Source organism: Streptomyces sp. NPDC094143 (genome assembly GCF_040303825.1).
Lineage (GTDB): Bacteria > Actinomycetota > Actinomycetes > Streptomycetales > Streptomycetaceae > Streptomyces.
In genome coordinates this window covers 210,536-226,501 of record NZ_JBEOTZ010000003.1, presented here as the reverse complement: position 1 = coordinate 226,501, position 15,966 = coordinate 210,536, and the positions used below count along the sequence as shown (strand labels likewise).

The following is a 15,966-nucleotide window of genomic DNA, read 5'->3' as shown; positions in this document are numbered from 1 at the left end:
TTGACCGGTTCGGACAGCGGGTTCATCGAGCTCGACGGGGTCGAGAAGGTCTTCGAGGTGCGCCGGAAGACCGGTTTCCTGAAGCGGGAGCGGCGGCAGGTGCGGGCGGTCGACTCGATCTCGTTCCGGGTGGAGAGCGGTGAGATGGTCGGCTACATCGGACCCAACGGCGCCGGCAAGTCCACCACGATCAAGACGCTGACCGGCATCCTGACGCCCAGCGCCGGGCGGGTCCGGGTGGCGGGCATCGACCCCTCCCGGGACCGCGTCCGTCTCGCGCACCGCATCGGGGTGGTGTTCGGGCAGCGTACGACGCTGTGGTGGGACCTGCCGCTGATCGACTCCTACCGGTTGATGCACCGCATGTACCGCATCCCCGACGCCCGTTACCGCGAGAACCTCGACCGGCTGGTCGGACTCCTCGGCCTGGCCGATCTGCTGGAGGTGCCGGTGCGGCAGCTCTCACTCGGGCAGCGGATGCGCGGGGACATCGCGGCGGCGCTGCTGCACGACCCGGAGGTGCTGTACCTGGACGAGCCGACCATCGGGCTGGACGTCGTCTCCAAGGCGAAGGTGCGGGAGTTCCTGCGGGAGTTGAACGCCGAGCGCGGTACGACGGTGTTGCTGACCACGCACGACCTGCAGGACATCGAGCAGCTGTGCAGGCGGGTGATGGTCATCGACCGCGGGCGGCTGATGTACGACGGGCCGCTCACCGGGCTGCACGAGGCCGGGGAGAGCGAGCGGACCCTGGTGGTGGACCTGGAGCGGGAACTGCCTCCCATCGAGGCGCCGGCGCCCGCGCGGGTCGTCCGGGTGGACGGGCCGCGGCAGTGGCTGGTGTTCCCGGCGGCCGAGTCGGCGGCGCCGCTGGTGGCGCGGATCGCGGCGCGGTACCCGCTGGTCGACCTGTCGGTGCGGGAGCCGGACATCGAGGCGGTCATCGCGAAGATGTACGCGGAGCGCGCGACCACGTAGTGCGCGGCAGGGGCGACTCGTAGGCTGCTGGGTATGACCGACGACGCAGTCCCGGACCTCCGCGCCTCCGACGCCGACCGTGAGAAGGTCGCCGACGTCCTGCGGGACGCCCTCGCGGAGGGCCGGCTCGACATGGCGGAGTTCGAGGAGCGCCTGGACGCGACGTACCGGGCCCGGACGTACGGGGAACTGGCCCCGATCACCCGGGACCTGCCCGTCCCGGGCGTCACGGCCCCGGTGGTGTCGCTGAGCAAGGAGCCCGCCGCCGGGCCGGGCTGGTCCGGGCGGATCGTCGGCGGCGAGGGGTCCTCGACGTGGGCCGTCGCCGTGATGTCCGGCTTCCAGCGCAAGGGGCGCTGGACGATGCCCCGGCGGTTCACCTGCTTCGCCTTCTGGGGCGGCGGGGAGATCGACCTGCGCGAGGCGGACTTCACCGAGCGCGAGGTCGAGATCAACGCGATCGCGATCATGGGCGGGGTGGAGGTCGTCGTCCCGCCCGGCGTCGAGGTCGTCGTCCGCGGCATCGGCGTCATGGGCGGCTTCGACCACCGCGAGGAGGGCGTGCCGGGCGAACCCGGGGCCCCGCGCGTGATCGTGACCGGGTTCGCCTTCTGGGGCGGCGTCGGGGTCCAGCGCAAGCTCACCCGCGCGGAGAAACTCCGCATCCGCGAGGCCCGGCGCCAGGGGAAACTGGACCGAGGAACGGAACGCCGGGAACTGGACTGAACCAGGTGCCGCCGGGGCCCGCCCGGCGCGTGCAGCGGTCGCACGCCGAGCCGGTCCGAGAACACCTGCGCCCGGTCGGACCACCGAGGACGCCTGCGTCCGGTCGGTCCGAGGACGCCTGCGCCCGGTCGGAACCGAGGACGCCTGCGCCCGGGCCCGTGCGGCGGTTGCGGCGGTGGAACGCCGTGCCGGGCGGATGGCGGGCGTCACCGGGCCCGGTCGTCTTCCTCAGCGGCCGGACGCGGGGAGCTGCCCGCCCCCGGAGGGGGAGCGCGCCTCGGTGAGCGAGCGAAGCGTGCCTGGCGCCTGAGCTTGCCCGGCGTGTGCAGCAGTCGAACGCCGAGCCGGTCCCAGGACGCCTGCGTCCGGTCGGTCCGAGAACACCTGCGCCCGGTCGGACCGAGGACGCCTGCGCCCGGTCGGACGAGGACGCCTGCGCCCGGTCGGAACCGAGGACGCCTGCGCCCGGGCCCGTGCGGCGGTTGCGGCGGTGGAACGCCGTGCCGGGCGGATGGCGGGCGTCACCGGGCCCGGTCGTCTTCCTCAGCGGCCGGACGCGGGGAGCTGCCCGCCCCCGGAGGGGGAGCGCGCCTCCGTGAGCCGGAGCGACGTGCCCGGGGCCCGGGCCCGGCCGCCCGCCGACGCACCGCCGTCGGACTACAGCTCCGCCGGCGCCGAGCCCTTCAGGGACTCCAGGTCGAACACCTCTGCCATCCGCGTGTAGCCCTTGTCGCTGGGGTGCAGATGGTCGCCCGAGTCGTAGTCGGCGCGCAGCCGGCGCGGGTCGTACGGGTCGCGCAGCGCCTCGTCGAAGTCGACCACCGCGTCGAAGACCCGCCCGGAACGGATCTCGGCGTTGATGGCCTGGCGCACCGACTCCCGCGCGTCCGTGTAGCCGCGGTGGCCGTAGAACGGCATCAGGGTCGCACCGACGACCTTCAGGCCGCGCGCGTGGGCCTGGCCCACCATCGTGCGCAGGCCGCCCAGGATCGCCTGGGGGTCGGCGAGCCGCGGGTTGCGCAGGATGTCGTTGACGCCGAGGTCGATGACGACGACCTTGACGTTCGTCCGCTGCAGCACGTCCCGCGAGAAGCGGTTCAGGCCGCTGGGGTTGTCCGCGGGGCGGCCCAGCCCGTCGGTGAGGACCCGGTTGCCGCTGATGCCCTGGTTGACGACGCTGTAGCGCGGCAGGTCCCGCCCGGCGGCGATCTCCGCGCGCAGCCGGTCGGACAGGACGTCGGTCCACCGGTTGTTGGCGTTCATCGTGGACGTGATGCCGTCCGTGAGCGAGTCGCCGAGCGCGACGACCGTCCCCTCGGACTCATTGCTCAGCACGTCCAGCGCTGTCAGGTACCGCCAGTTCTTGGTCTGCTCGGTGTACGGCGCGCCCGTCGTGTCCCGCGTGTGGTCGCCCTGCGCGAGGTAGGAGATCTGCCGGGCGTGCGGGTGGTACGTCACCGTGCCGGAGCCGGCCGGCGTGTACGTGGTGATCAGGACGTCCGAGTCGTGCGGGACGGCGATGCGCACGGCGTCGCTCATCACCTGCCGGCCCGGCGGGATGACGACCGTCGGGCCGCCGTTGAAGGTGAGCTGCCGCAGGGTGTCCGGCAGCGCGGCCGGCGTGCCGGGGCCCGCGGCCAGGGCGATCGACGCGCCCGTGATGCTCAGCGGGGACCGGCCGTAGAGATTGGACAGCGTCACGCGGGCACTCGTACCGCCGACGCTGGTGTGGACGACGTTGCGCACCGAACGGTCCGCCATGCCCGTCGTCTCGGTGCCGGGCTCGCCGGCGGCCGGGGACGTGGACCACGTGCTGACCCAGGTGCCGGTGGAGGCGGGAGCGGCGGAGTTCGGGGCGCGGCCGTCACCGAGGGCGTTACGGCCCGGCTCGCCGTTGTCGGACGCCACCCCGACGTACAGGGCGGTGGAAAGGGCCACGATCGCTGCGACGACCAGGGCCAAGAGGGCGTAGCCACGTCCTCGGGTCATGCTGTGTAGTTCTCCTCGGGCGATGGGAGCCCAGGCTCCGATCTGATGTGCCCATGATGCGTCATGGACCGGGGGAGGCTCACAGGACCCCGTGGCGATACCCCCTCCCGACAGACGCCGGGAACTCCTGTTCCGTTCCAGGAGTCGGTCAGGAAGGGACAATGTGTGCGGGATCACCGAGCGGGTGGAGCGGATGGAACGGACTGAAACGGGACAAAAGGTCGGCGTCGGCGGGGAGCATGCCCGCCCCGGCGCCACCGTGAACCGTGCGATGACGACCTTCAGCCCTGCGGACGAGGAGAAACAGCGCGGCGTACGCCGGATGAAACTCACCGCCACCGGACTCCTGCTGTTCGTGGCCGTGGTCTACGTCCTCGCCAAGATCGCCCAGAACTCCGGCGCCGGCGCCTGGGCGGGCTACGTCGCCGCGGCCTCCGAGGCGGGCATGGTCGGCGCCCTCGCCGACTGGTTCGCCGTCACCGCCCTCTTCCGCCACCCCCTCGGCATCCCCATCCCGCACACGGCGATCATCCCCAAGAAGAAGGACCAGCTCGGCGTCTCCCTGGGCGAGTTCGTCGGCGAGAACTTCCTCTCCGAGGACGTCGTACGGCAGCGGCTGCGCGCCGTCGGCATCGGCAGCCGCCTCGGCGCCTGGCTCGCCGTCCCCGAGCACGCCGACCGGGTCACCGCCGAGCTGTCCACCGCCCTGCGCGGCGCCCTGACCGTCCTGCGCGACTCCGACGTCCAGGCCGTCGTCGGTGAGGCCATCACCCGCCGCGCGGGCGCCCAGGAGATCGCGCCCGGCATCGGCAAGATGCTGGAGAAGGTCGTCGCCGACGGCGGCCACAGGCGGGTCGTCGACCTGATCGTCACCCGCGCCCACGACTGGCTCGTGCTGCACGGCGACTCCGTCATGGACGCCGTACAGGGCGGCGCCCCCGGCTGGACCCCGAAGTTCGTCGACAGGAAGGTCGGCGAGCGCGTCTACAAGGAACTGCTGCGCTTCGTCACCGAGATGCGCGACATGCCCGCCCACCCCGCGCGCGGCGCCCTGGACCGCTTCCTCGCCGACTTCGCCTCCGACCTGCAGTCCGACACCGACACCCGCGCCCGCGTCGAACGGCTCAAGGGCGAGGTGCTCGGCCGCGGCGAGGTCCAGGACCTCATCGCCAGCGCCTGGACCGCCGTCCGGTCCATGATCGTCGCGGCGGCGGAGGACGAGCGCAGCGAGCTGCGGCTGCGCGTACGGGCCTCGCTGCTGTCGCTGGGCTCCCGGATGGCGGGCGAGCGCAAGGTGCAGGACAAGGTCGACAAGTGGGTGGAGGACGCGGCCGTCTACGTCGTCACCACCTACCGCAAGGAGATCACGTCCCTGATCACGGACACGGTCGCGAGCTGGGACGCCGAGCACACCACGAAGAAGATCGAGGCGAACATCGGCCGCGACCTGCAGTTCATCCGCATCAACGGCACGGTGGTCGGCTCCCTGGCGGGCCTGCTCATCTACACGGTGACGCACGCGCTCGGGGCGTAACGAAAGATGGTCAGGGCAGACGAAGGGGGTTCTTCTCGACGAGGAGGGAGCCCATGACCACCGCGCAGGCCGAGACCGGCCGGACCCTGACCACCGACATTCCCGCCAGACTCGACCGCCTCCCCTGGTCGCGCTGGCACTGGACGATCGTCATCGGCCTCGGCACCGTGTGGATCCTCGACGGTCTCGAAGTCACCGTCGTCGGCAACATCGCCAGCCGCCTGTCCGAACCGGGCAGCGGCCTGCCCATCACCTCGGGCGAGGTCACCGGCATGGCGGCCGCCCTCTACGTGGCGGGCGCCTGCATCGGAGCCCTGTTCTGGGGCCGCCTGACCGACAAGTGGGGGCGCAAAAAACTTTTCATGATCACCCTGGCGGTCTACCTCGCCGCCACCGCCCTCACCGCGATCGCCTTCGACACCTGGTGGTTCTTCCTCTTCCGCTTCCTCACCGGCTTCGGCATCGGCGGCGAGTACGCGGCCATCAACTCCGCGATCGACGAGCTGATCCCCAAGGAGTACCGCGGCCGCGTCGACCTGATGATCAACGGCAGCTTCTGGCTGGGCGCGGTCTTCGGTTCCCTGCTGTCGATCGTCGCCCTGGACACCGACATCTTCGCGGCGAACGTCGGCTGGCGTCTGACCTTCGCCCTCGGCGCGGTCCTGGCCCTGGTCATCCTCCTCGTGCGGCGGCACGTACCGGAGAGCCCGCGATGGCTGCTGATCCACGGCCGGGACGAAGAGGCGGAACGCATCGTCTCCTCCATCGAGCAGGAGATCGAACGGGAGAGCGGCAAGCCGCTGCCGCCCCCGGAGGGTGATATCACCATCCACCAGCGGCGCAGCGTCTCCTTCCTGGAGATCGGCCGCACGGTCTTCTCCGACTACCGCAAGCGGGCCATCCTCGGCTTCTCCCTCTTCATCGGCCAGGCGTTCCTGTACAACGCGATCACCTTCGGCTTCGGCGCGATCCTGACGACGTTCTTCGACGTCCCGAGCGGCAGCACCGGCTACTACTTCGCGGTCATCGCACTCGGCAACTTCTTCGGCCCCCTGCTGCTGGGCAAGCTGTTCGACACGGTCGGCCGCCGCGTGATGATCTCCGGCACGTACATCCTGTCCGGCCTGCTCCTGTTCGGCACGGCCTGGCTCTTCGACCAGGGCTCCCTGAGCGCGGCCACGATGACGGCGTGCTGGTGCGCTGTCCTGTTCTTCGCCTCGGCGGGCGCCTCCAGCGCCTACCTGACGGTCTCCGAGGTCTTCCCGATGGAGACCCGCGCGATGTCGATCGCCTTCTTCTACGCCATCGGCACCGCGGCCGGCGGCATCAGCGGCCCGCTGCTGTTCGCCAAGCTCACGGAATCTGGCGTCGTCGGCGAGACGGTCCTCGCCTTCTCGATCGGCGCGACGCTGATGTGCCTGGCGGGCCTGGTGGCGATGCTCCTGGCGGTGAACGCCGAACGCCGCTCCCTGGAGGACATCGCCAAGCCGCTGACGGCGGCGGCGGGCAAGGCGTAGCCCGGCGTCCGCGGCCACGGCGCTCCCAGGGCCCGGGGTCGAGTCCGGGCTCGGGGTCGAGTCCGGGCTCGGATCCGGGCGCGCCGGGGTCCAGCCCGGCGACGGCGTAGCACCGACGGTCGCGTAGCCCGACGGTCGGCGAAGCCCCGACGGTCGGCGCAGTACTCGACGTTCCGGACGTGGGCGGGCAGCGGGGCAACTGCCCGCCCACGCAAGGTCCGGCGGGCCGGCGGCACCGGAACCTGCGCTATAGTTGATCTGCGCCCGCTCGCCGAACTCCGGCAGAGGGACGATGCGTTGGTGGTCCAAGGAAAGACGCCCCACTTCCTGTGGGGAGATGCAGGTGCAAGGCCTGCCCGGCGCTCCATACGAGAACCCGGCCCTGATGACAGGGCCGGGTTCTTCGCTGTGTGCGCATCACTGTATGCCCATCACCGTGTGCCCACGCGGCCCGGCCTGCCGGCACGAGGCCGGGCCGCGGGCCGCGCGGCTTCCCGGGGCCTACGCCCCACCCCGCCGCCGGTCCGCCACCACCCACGACGCCAGCCCCACGGCCCCCGCCACGCCGAACACGGCAGGCCAGGCCCCCACCTTCCGGGCCAGCGGGTGAGACCCGGCGAACGCGGCCACATAGGCGGCCGACAACGCCCCCGCGGCCACCCCGCCGGCCTGCTGCCGCCACTGCCGTGCGGCCGCCGCACCGGCTGCGGCGAGCACCACCCCGCCGAGCGGCCGCTGCCTGGTCCACCGGGCCACGCCGTACCCGCCCACGAGCCCGCTCGCGGCCACCACCGCGCTGGGAACCTTCGCCATATCTGCCTCCTGCCTCGCTTGCGAGATCACGAGGCTAACCCCGCGCGGAACACGCCCCGAGCCACCCCGCACTCCAACCTGAGTCGGGGGTTGTCAAGTTTCCTCCTCCGAGTTATATAAGAAGTCATAGAACGTAGGGCATCGCACTCACAGCGCCTGAAGAGAGGAGTGACCCGTGATGCTCATGCGCACGGACCCCTTCCGTGAACTCGACCGGCTCACCCAGCAGGTCCTGGGCTCCGCCACCCGCCCGTCCGCGATGGCGATGGACGCCTACCGCTCCGGGGACGACTTCTTCGTCCACTTCGACCTCCCCGGCATCGACCCCGAGACGATCGAGCTGGACGTCGAACGCAACGTCCTCAACGTGCGAGCCGAGCGCAGGTCCCCCGCCCCCGAGGGCGCGGAAACGCTGGTCGCCGAGCGTCCCACCGGCACCTTCACGCGCCAGCTCTTCCTCGGCGACACGCTCGACACGGAGCGCATCGACGCCTCGTACGAGGCCGGTGTCCTGACCCTGCGCATTCCCGTGGCCGAGCAGGCCAAGCCCCGCCGCATCCACATCACGGGCGGCGACAGCCGTAAGCAGATCAGCGGCTGACCGCACCACCCCGCGAACACCGCCCGTCCCCGGGGCACGCCACCGCGTGCGGTACGCACGCACGGTGGCGCGCCCCGGGAGGACCGCACCCACGCACCCGGAGGAAAAACCCGCACATGAGCACGGCGACAGTGCCCGGTGTGACCGCGAGAGACCACGATGACGACAACGGCTGGCCCCGGCTCGTCGAGGCAGTCCGCGCGTCGGGCCAGTACGACACCCGGACCAAGGCCGAACAGGTCACCCGTACCGTCCTGGCGGCCCTCGGTGCCCATGTCATCGGCGAGGAACGGGTCGACCTCGCCCGCGCCCTCCCCGAAGAGGCGGCCCGCCTGATCGCCGCCCAGATCCCGGCCACGCACCGGCTGACCGCCGCGAGGTTCGTCGACGAGGTGGCGTCCCGCACCCCGGGAGCCACTCCCGCCACGGCCCGCTGGGACGTCAGCTCCGTCCTCAGCGTGCTCCCACCCCTGATCGGCGACGATCTGGTGACCCGCATCCTGGCCCAACTCCCCCCGGGTTACGCCCTCCTGTTCGGCCGAGCGGACCTGAGCCCGGCGGCGTAGGCTCCGGTGCCGTGCGCGACGGCCACCACGGTGAGGAAACCGACGGCCATCACGGTGACCAAGGCGAGGAAACCGACGGTGGCCGTCGCGCAACAGCCGAAGCCACCAAAGCCACCGGGGTCACCAAGGCACCGGAATCACCAAAGCCACCGGGGTCACCGGGTCACCGGAGCCACCGGGGTCCCCGAGGCGACCAGAGCCGCCCGGTTCGGCCGTCGATGCCAGGAAGCCGCCCATGCCCCCTCCGACGTCCGCGACCCTCACCACCGCCGACGGCACGTGCCTCGCCTACACCGACCACCACCCCGCCGCAGACCCGGAGATCACCTTCCTCCTCCTGCACGGCCTGGCGGGCCACCAGGGCGAGTGGGACACCCTCACCGCACGCCTGCTGTCCGACGGCCACCGCGTCGTGACGTACGACGCCCGAGGCCACGGCGCCAGTACCCGCACCCCACCGGCCACCACCCGCGCGGCGCACGTCGAGGACGCCGTCACCCTGATCGAGCACTTGGACCTGGCCCCCGTGACCCTGCTCGGCCAGTCCCTCGGCGGCCACACGGCGATGCTGCTGACGGCGTCGCACCCGCACCTCGTGCACTCCCTGATCCTGGTCGAAGCGGGCCCGGCAGGCCCGGCCCCCGACCTTCCCACCCGGATCGCGACCTGGCTGGACAGCTGGCCGACCCCCTTCACGTCCCTGCGGGAGGCGGCAGCCTTCCTGGGCCACGAGGCATGGACGAGAACCCTGGAGAGAAAGCACGACGGCTGGCACCCGGCCTTCGACCGCACCACGATCATCGACACGGTCGCCGAACTGGCCACCACCGCCTACTGGTCCGAGTGGTCCCGCATCACCCGCCCGACCCTCCTCGTCCAGGGGGAACACGGCACGATGCGCCCCGACGAACCGGCGAGGATGCTCGCTCACCGCCCCGGCACCAAGGTGGTCCGCATCCCCGACGCGTGCCACGACGTCCATCTGGACCAGCCGGCCCGCCTCCACGAGGCGATCCGCACCTTCGTCCTTGACCTCGACCTTGCTTGAGGTCCTAGTTTTCATCGCGTCCGACCGACCACGGCACAGACGGGACAACGAGGACCCATGACCCCACACGTCGAGGAACTCAAGGACTACCCCCAGGACGAACTGGCCGCCCAGCCGATCGGCTCATGGACCGGCCAGGCCTACCGCAGGGTCGTGGGAGCCATCCGCGCCCAACTGGCGGTGGAGAACCTCACCCAGCCCCACTGGTGGACCCTCAACCACGCCTCCGGCGCCCCGGGCACCTGGACCCGCGCCACCCTCACCGCTCGCCTCACCCCCTACGACGACCAGCACACCGACTTCGACGCGGTCTACGACGACCTGACGGCCCGGGGCTGGCTCACCGAGGACGACACGACAGGCGGCCTGACCCTCACGGACGAGGGCGAGGCCGCCCGCCTCCGGGCCAGGGAACGCAACCTCCGCGTCCACCACCAGACCCATCAGGGCATCTCCCAGGCCGACTTCATTACCACGATCAACGTCCTGCGCCGCATGGTCGCCAACCTGGGCGGCGACGGGAACCTCCCCGAGAACCCGAAATAGTTCGACAGCCCCGGCCCTGTCGACGATGCTGCGGAACACACGCCAGCACTGGCCAACCGACGGGACGGAACCGGCCGTTGAATCCCAACCTCCGCCACATCACCTTCGACTGCACGGGCGAGCCGTACGAACTGGCCCGCTTCTGGTCCGACTTCCTCGGCCACCCGATCTCCGACACGGACAAGCCCGGCGACGACGAGGTGCTGATCGAACTCCCGGCCGGCACGCCCGGCCTCCTCTTCGTGAGGACCGGGGACCCCAAGAAGACAAAGAACCGCCTCCACTTCGACCTAGCGCCCACGGGCCGCACCCGCGCGGAGGAGGTCGAACGCGCGATCACCCTCGGCGCCCGCATCGAAACGGACCGCACCCTCCCGAACGGCCGAGGCTGGGTCGTGATGACCGACCCGGAGGGCAACGAGTTCTGCATCGAACGGGGGGAGCGGGGCTGAAACCGCAGGGCTGCGAGAAACACCTGCCGGAGCCTTCGGACGAGCCCCAAGAAGATTTTTCTGGGCCGGCACCCGGCGACGCACACTGCACCCAACCGCCCGGCCCCGACCCTCCACCGCCAACCTAGGAAGAACGGGGCGGCCGTGAGTGCATCCTGGCAAACCAGCGATTCAGCCCGCTCTATCCGGGCGCCCCTCCGCACTTCAGCGTTTGCAGGAAGGACCGCCAAGCATCACAGCCCACCGAAATGACATGCGCCTCAGCGACCTTCGTGTCGCGGACCAGGGCCCCGTCCTCGATGAGGGCGCATTCGACGCACTCACCCCCTGCGCCGTTGCTGTAGGACGACGTGAACCACATCAGACGGCTACCACCGCCGGACTCGGGCAATATCACTGTGCGTAATCCTTCACAATCGACTCGATCAACCGGGCCGAGCGTTGAGGACTCAAGGCTGCTGCCCGCAAGCCGTCGAACGCCCTGGTGTACTCACGCACATGATGCTCGCCTTCCAGGTACACGGCCTCCGTGATGCCGTCTCGGTACACGACATCCGGGTCTTCCGGAGCGGGGAAGCCCAGCATGGTGAAGGAACCGGTGGTCGGATAGGTCCCCGCATCGAAAGGAAGAACCTGGAGGGTCACGCTCGGCTGGTCGGCTGTCTCGAGAAGCCGTTCCAACTGCTCACGCATCAAGGCCCGGTCGCCGATGATGTGGCGCAGAGCACCCTCGTTCACGATGAACCAGGCATCCGGGGCATCCGGTTGTCGCAGCAGGGCTTGCCGCTCCATACGCACTCGGACTGCTCTCGCGGTGTCCTCGGCGGGCATGTGTCCCCCGGCCCGGTGGAGTTCGGACGCGTACGACTCCGTCTGCATCAGACCCGGCACGACCTCGCACTGGTACTGGCGGAACGTAGAGGCGTCCTGCTCCAGGCCGATGTAGATGTTGAACCACTCGGGAACGCCGGCGCCGTGCACCTGCCACCAGCCGCGCACCTTTGCCTGCCGGGCCAGTGACTTGAGGAATTCGCGCAGTTCATCGCTCGTGCCGTAGAAGCGGCACAGGGCGTCGATGTCCGACGGCTGGACGCGTCCGCTGCCCGTCTCCATCCGGTTGACCTTGGATCCGCTCCAGTCCAGGGCCTCGCCGACCTGGGCGCAGGTGAGGGAGCTCTTCTCGCGGAGCTTCTTGAGCTCGATCGAGAGGCGCCGACGGCGTGCCGTGGGTGATCCGGCCATCCCAACCCTCTTTCAACTAGCGGGCATTCAGTCTTGCGCCAAGGGGTGTGCCTGCCCATCACTCAGAAGTGGGAATCCTTCGCTGCACATTGCATGACGGGATGTGGTCACCGCACTCTTTTCCGAGAGCAACGCTCAGTGAACGCCTGTGACGTTGCGTCGCCGACTGCTATCAGGGGGGTCCCCGTGTGTCAGGAAGCCTGCATGCCGCGCAAGCCGTGGGACATCGCCTTCACGGCCGAACCCGCGGAGGTGGCCGCACTTCGCCGGATCATGCGGATGCACCTGGGCGTCTGGGGACTGGACGACCTTGTGGACGAGGCCCAGCTGTGCCTCAGCGAGCTGGTCGCCAACGTCATCACGCACGTCGGCCCCGGCACTCCAGCGACTTTGGCCGTCTCTCTCAACGGCACGCATCTGCGCATCGAAGTGCACGACCCGGACACCCGCGCCCTGCCCGTCCTCGGTGATGCCGGCCCGGACTCCGAGGGTGGCAGAGGAATGGCCCTCGTGGACGCCCTCGCCGATCGCTGGGGTGTGCTGCTGCGTCCGGACCGGAAGGTCACATGGTGCGAACTGGCGACGAACCTGACGGCGCACAACGGTCACATGACAGCTCCCGGTGTGACGCGAGCCGAAGCCCTCCTCGGCTACGCCGCCGCGGTGCAGTCGTCTCACCGGCCAGAGGTGAACAGGCTGGCCTCGACCGTGGCGGAAGAGACAGCGATCGCGGCGATCACCGACTTCCTTCATTGGTTCCAAGCCCATGGCCGGGACGCGGACGACATGCTCGACCGGGCGCAGACGCGATTCGAAGCCGAGCAGGTGGCCCTGCGGCAGGGTCGGTGAGCGAGCCGACTACCCTGCCGTTGGGCGGCGCCAGCAGTGCCGGCGCTGCCGGTTCTGGGGCATCGCGCCAACTCACTCGGGCTGGTTCAGAGCGGCAGGAGTGACCGGCGCCTCGAAGCGCACCGGTCATCCCGGGTGTGGGAGGGGACGTCAGTCCTCCTCGATCAGAGCGCCTGCGAGTTTCAGCATGACCTCCACCCTGTCGTCATGCTTCAACCGGAGCCACTGGACGAAGATCTGCTCTACTTCATCACGCTCGGGCTGCCCTGACTGCATAAGCCGGTACAGGCGTCGCTTCTCGGCACGACTGCTGAGGCTAGAGGCGTGTTCCAGGATCTCTTCGCGAGTCGGCAGCGATTTGCCGGCCCCGCTTCCGCGGCTGCAACGCTGACACTCCACGCGCAGGTTCGACAGCTCCGTGTTCGCTGGCGGGCTCGGATCGATGAGGTGAACACCCAGGGCCGCCTTCTCGTCCTTGTCATCCGGGAAAGCCTCGCCGGCCCTTGTGCCGCACAACTGGCACAGAGAGCCGACTGCTTCGATGGCTTCCCGGCGGCGACTAGCGGAGATCCGCGGCCGTGAAGGGCGCTCAGGCTGTTCACCAAGGTCGATACGAGTGCCGATCGCTGTGAGCCGGTACTCGTCGGGCTGGAGGTGCGGGTCCGTCTTGTAGTTGTCGATCTGCCAGCCCAGCTCGCGTAGGTCGCGCATACGGCGATCCACCTGAGCCACCCCGGGGACACCCTCGAACAGTTCGAGCTTCTTGAATACCTTGCCCTCACCCTTGGCCGCCAGGAATTCCGCGACCTTCACCTTCGATGAACGCCTTACGGCGCGCTCCTGTGTCATTCCATCTCCTCAGGGCATGCAGAGGTACGCCGTCGCCACTCGAAGTGGTGTCGGCCCGAACAACTGTACCGCCGTCCCTCGGACAGTACAGCCGTCAGCGTTCGGCAACGTTCGGCAAGCGTGAGAAGGCGGAGTGGCGGCCCGTCGGGGGCGAGCGGGAGAGGGACTGTCATGGAGCCGACCGGGCCGGGCATCGGAACCCCCGGTTAAGGGCACGGTTGCTAGTGATCCCTCCGTCTGGCTGGGGCGCGGCCAGCGGGGGTGCCAAGCCGTATGGCGTCTCTCTGTGGCCCTCCTGGGCAGGAGCGCCGCCTTGCGGCGCCGGCGTATCACTCCATCGCTGCCCGGAGCAGGGCGCCGACGTCATCTGCTGCGCCCTGCTTATGAAGTTCCCAGGTCACGTGCATCACTTCTTGATCTCGGCGGTCGCGGCCAAAGATGTGAATCAAGTTGTCCACCAGTTCGTTCTGCCGTTCCTGGCGGAGTGCTCTGAACAACGCCGCGATCTCTACAGGGCTGAGAACTTCTGTGGTGTGACGCAGCAATGCCAGTGCGGCGTCTTGCCGACCGCCACTCCGCAACTCGGCTGCCCGCTTCGCTACCTGCCGTGCTGCCGACACATCGTTCTTGCTCCGCTGCCGGTCCCCTCTCCGGCGGGGGACCGGCAGCGGAGCCAGCGCCGCCTGAGTGGTGAGCCGTGCTTGCAAGCCGGCCCTGGTGGCTTGCAGTTCGAAGACGGCATTCCTGAGCGACTTGACTTCTCGCCGGAGAGACTCCAGTTCAGCCGCGCTGTCTGAGGCTGACTGCCGTAGTGAGGCCAGCTCCGCTTCTGCTGTTGTTGTCTGCGCCTCAGCGGATGCCAGCTGTGACCGCAGGGCAACGCAGCTCTGGCACCGCTCATCTAACGCGGTCTTGTGAAGTCTCCGCAGGTCATCGAGGCTGATGCCGAGAACGTGTTCGCCGCCAGCATCGGCGACGGCCGTCTTGTACAGATGCTCTACGGAGGGCAGCCGCGGAACCGACTGTCCGCTCAGGAATCTGGAGAGTGAGCTTTCGCTGCACAGTAGGTGCCGGGCTGCGTCCGCCTGAGTGGGAGCTCCTTGTGGTGATTTGCTCGATGGTGGCGGTGTGATGTGGCGGCATAGATCCTGGAGGGCTCTGGCCAAGGCTCGCTGACCCGGCGGAACGTCACTGCGAACCTTCTTGTCTATCCAGTTGCGTCCGGCTGGGACGGCCTCGCTTCGGCCCATGAGCTTCTTCCTCACCCGTATTTCTGGTTCCTGGTCAGCGTCCTCGCCTGCGAAGCCCCTGGTGGTCGACCCTGAGCCTGTCCGGCAATTGTGCCTGAAGGGACGAGAGTTGCCGCTTGCTATTTGCGGAGCAAGTGTTCAACTGCTGGACTTCCTTTCGGGTGGTGGTGCCAGACTGGTGAGGCAGCCGCCCGAGAAGCAAGCGGGGGGAAGCGGGCCGGGTATGTGTCGGTTTCTATCGCCATGCACGGCTGATTGCGGTATGCCGTTTTGATATGACCGGAGGCGATAGATGACGCTGCCGTCGTGGCAGGACCCAAAACTGGGAAGCATGGCGCGTGCGGCTCTATGGCTGCTACAGGTGGTGGGGGAGGGGAACGTCTTCACGAAGCCTCAGCTGCGGGCGGCGTTTCCGGAAGTCGCTCAGATCGACCGGCGGACCCGGGATCTCAGAGACCATGGATGGCGGATCGACACGAGTCGCGATGACGTGTCTCTGAAGCAGCAGGAACAGCGTTTCGTAGCGCGGGGCGCCGATGTCTGGGTCCCGGGCAAGTCGAAGGCGCCTAAGCACAAGAACAGCCTGACGACTGCACAGCGCCTCAAGATCTTCCAGGCTGACAACCACCTCTGCCGGTCCTGCGGAATCGCTGGTGGTGAAGCATACGAGGATGGCATCACGCTGTCGGTTCTGAATGTGGCCCGCAGAAAGGTTGTGCTGCCAGACGGCGGGGACGACTACCAGTTTGTCACCGAGTGCAAGCGTTGCGGGGCCGGCAGCACCGATCGCGAGGTCGATCTCGGCATGATCCTGGACCTTGCCGAATCGCTCGCTCCTATGGAGCGGCAGATCTTCCTGGCATGGATCGCGGCCGACCAGAGGTCGCTCAGTCCCATGGAGAAGATGTGGGGCATCTACCGGACTCTCCCAGAGGAGTCCCGCAAGGCCGTCGCCGACGCGTTGCACGACATGGACGATCAGGACAACTAGACAGGACGGGGAAGA

General features: G+C 69.2%; 17 protein-coding genes. 11 read left to right on the top strand and 6 right to left on the bottom strand.

Annotation, left to right across the window (positions count from 1 at the left end; all coding sequences use genetic code 11):
• Together ABTZ58_RS05770 and ABTZ58_RS05765 are read left to right on the top strand one after the other, a co-directional pair.
• Positions 1-978 carry an ABC transporter ATP-binding protein gene (locus ABTZ58_RS05770; protein WP_351350768.1) on the top strand — a complete coding sequence of 326 codons (978 nt, stop codon included), beginning with the start codon at positions 1-3 and terminating at the stop codon, positions 976-978.
• A gap of 33 nt (positions 979-1,011) precedes the next feature.
• Entirely contained in the window at positions 1,012-1,704 is a 693-nt protein-coding gene (locus ABTZ58_RS05765) for a DUF1707 SHOCT-like domain-containing protein (protein ID WP_351350766.1), read from the top strand.
• A 657-nt stretch (positions 1,705-2,361) separates the two neighbouring features.
• Here the strand turns inward: ABTZ58_RS05765 and ABTZ58_RS05760 are convergent.
• Positions 2,362-3,693 (bottom strand): SGNH/GDSL hydrolase family protein, encoded by a 1,332-nt coding sequence (locus ABTZ58_RS05760; RefSeq protein WP_351350764.1) that lies wholly within the window; start codon positions 3,691-3,693, stop codon positions 2,362-2,364.
• 193 nt (positions 3,694-3,886) lie between these two features.
• On the opposite strand from ABTZ58_RS05760, the gene ABTZ58_RS05755 reads away from it, so the two are divergent.
• On the top strand, positions 3,887-5,227 hold the full coding sequence (locus ABTZ58_RS05755; RefSeq protein WP_502996013.1) for a DUF445 domain-containing protein: 1,341 nt from the start codon (positions 3,887-3,889) through the stop codon (positions 5,225-5,227).
• A 53-nt stretch (positions 5,228-5,280) separates the two neighbouring features.
• Positions 5,281-6,744, top strand: a complete 1,464-nt coding sequence (locus ABTZ58_RS05750) for an MFS transporter (protein WP_351350760.1) — start codon at positions 5,281-5,283, stop codon at positions 6,742-6,744.
• A 501-nt stretch (positions 6,745-7,245) separates the two neighbouring features.
• On the opposite strand, the gene ABTZ58_RS05745 is transcribed toward ABTZ58_RS05750, so the two are convergent.
• Positions 7,246-7,557 (bottom strand): hypothetical protein, encoded by a 312-nt coding sequence (locus tag ABTZ58_RS05745; protein WP_309098048.1) that lies wholly within the window; start codon positions 7,555-7,557, stop codon positions 7,246-7,248.
• 178 nt (positions 7,558-7,735) lie between these two features.
• Here ABTZ58_RS05745 and ABTZ58_RS05740 point away from each other — a divergent pair, with 178 nt between their 5' ends.
• The 5 genes from ABTZ58_RS05740 to ABTZ58_RS05720 all read left to right on the top strand — a co-directional run bounded on the left by ABTZ58_RS05740 (position 7,736) and on the right by ABTZ58_RS05720 (position 10,770).
• Positions 7,736-8,158, top strand: a complete 423-nt coding sequence (locus tag ABTZ58_RS05740; protein WP_351350758.1) for an Hsp20/alpha crystallin family protein — start codon at positions 7,736-7,738, stop codon at positions 8,156-8,158.
• A gap of 116 nt (positions 8,159-8,274) precedes the next feature.
• A complete protein-coding gene (locus ABTZ58_RS05735; protein ID WP_309098050.1) occupies positions 8,275-8,724 on the top strand; it encodes a DUF2267 domain-containing protein in 450 nt (149 codons plus the stop codon).
• Between the two features lie 235 nt (positions 8,725-8,959).
• A complete protein-coding gene (locus ABTZ58_RS05730) occupies positions 8,960-9,772 on the top strand; it encodes an alpha/beta fold hydrolase (RefSeq protein WP_351350755.1) in 813 nt (270 codons plus the stop codon).
• A 57-nt stretch (positions 9,773-9,829) separates the two neighbouring features.
• Positions 9,830-10,318 carry a MarR family winged helix-turn-helix transcriptional regulator gene (locus tag ABTZ58_RS05725; protein ID WP_351350754.1) on the top strand — a complete coding sequence of 163 codons (489 nt, stop codon included), beginning with the start codon at positions 9,830-9,832 and terminating at the stop codon, positions 10,316-10,318.
• A 77-nt stretch (positions 10,319-10,395) separates the two neighbouring features.
• Positions 10,396-10,770, top strand: coding sequence for a VOC family protein (locus ABTZ58_RS05720; protein WP_351350752.1), 375 nt, complete (start codon positions 10,396-10,398; stop codon positions 10,768-10,770).
• Between the two features lie 181 nt (positions 10,771-10,951).
• Here the strand turns inward: ABTZ58_RS05720 and ABTZ58_RS05715 are convergent, their stop codons facing one another.
• Together ABTZ58_RS05715 and ABTZ58_RS05710 are read right to left on the bottom strand one after the other, a co-directional pair.
• Entirely contained in the window at positions 10,952-11,131 is a 180-nt protein-coding gene (locus ABTZ58_RS05715; RefSeq protein WP_351350983.1) for a DUF397 domain-containing protein, read from the bottom strand.
• A 32-nt stretch (positions 11,132-11,163) separates the two neighbouring features.
• The gene (locus ABTZ58_RS05710) at positions 11,164-12,012 is read right to left on the bottom strand and encodes a helix-turn-helix domain-containing protein (protein WP_351350750.1); all 849 of its coding nucleotides are present in this window, start codon (positions 12,010-12,012) and stop codon (positions 11,164-11,166) included.
• 204 nt (positions 12,013-12,216) lie between these two features.
• Between ABTZ58_RS05710 and ABTZ58_RS05705 the strand changes: the two genes are divergently transcribed.
• Complete coding sequence (locus ABTZ58_RS05705; protein ID WP_351350748.1) at positions 12,217-12,861, top strand: ATP-binding protein; 645 nt, start codon at positions 12,217-12,219, stop codon at positions 12,859-12,861.
• Between the two features lie 150 nt (positions 12,862-13,011).
• Here the strand turns inward: ABTZ58_RS05705 and ABTZ58_RS05700 are convergent, their stop codons facing one another.
• Entirely contained in the window at positions 13,012-13,710 is a 699-nt protein-coding gene (locus tag ABTZ58_RS05700) for a KpnI family restriction enzyme N-terminal domain-containing protein (RefSeq protein WP_351350746.1), read from the bottom strand.
• Between the two features lie 329 nt (positions 13,711-14,039).
• Positions 14,040-14,960, bottom strand: a complete 921-nt coding sequence (locus ABTZ58_RS05695; protein WP_351350744.1) for a hypothetical protein — start codon at positions 14,958-14,960, stop codon at positions 14,040-14,042.
• Positions 14,961-15,252: 292 nt separating this feature from the next.
• Between ABTZ58_RS05695 and ABTZ58_RS05690 the strand changes: the two genes are divergently transcribed.
• On the top strand, positions 15,253-15,951 hold the full coding sequence (locus tag ABTZ58_RS05690) for a KpnI family restriction enzyme N-terminal domain-containing protein (protein ID WP_351350742.1): 699 nt from the start codon (positions 15,253-15,255) through the stop codon (positions 15,949-15,951).
• Positions 15,952-15,966 lie beyond the last annotated feature (15 nt).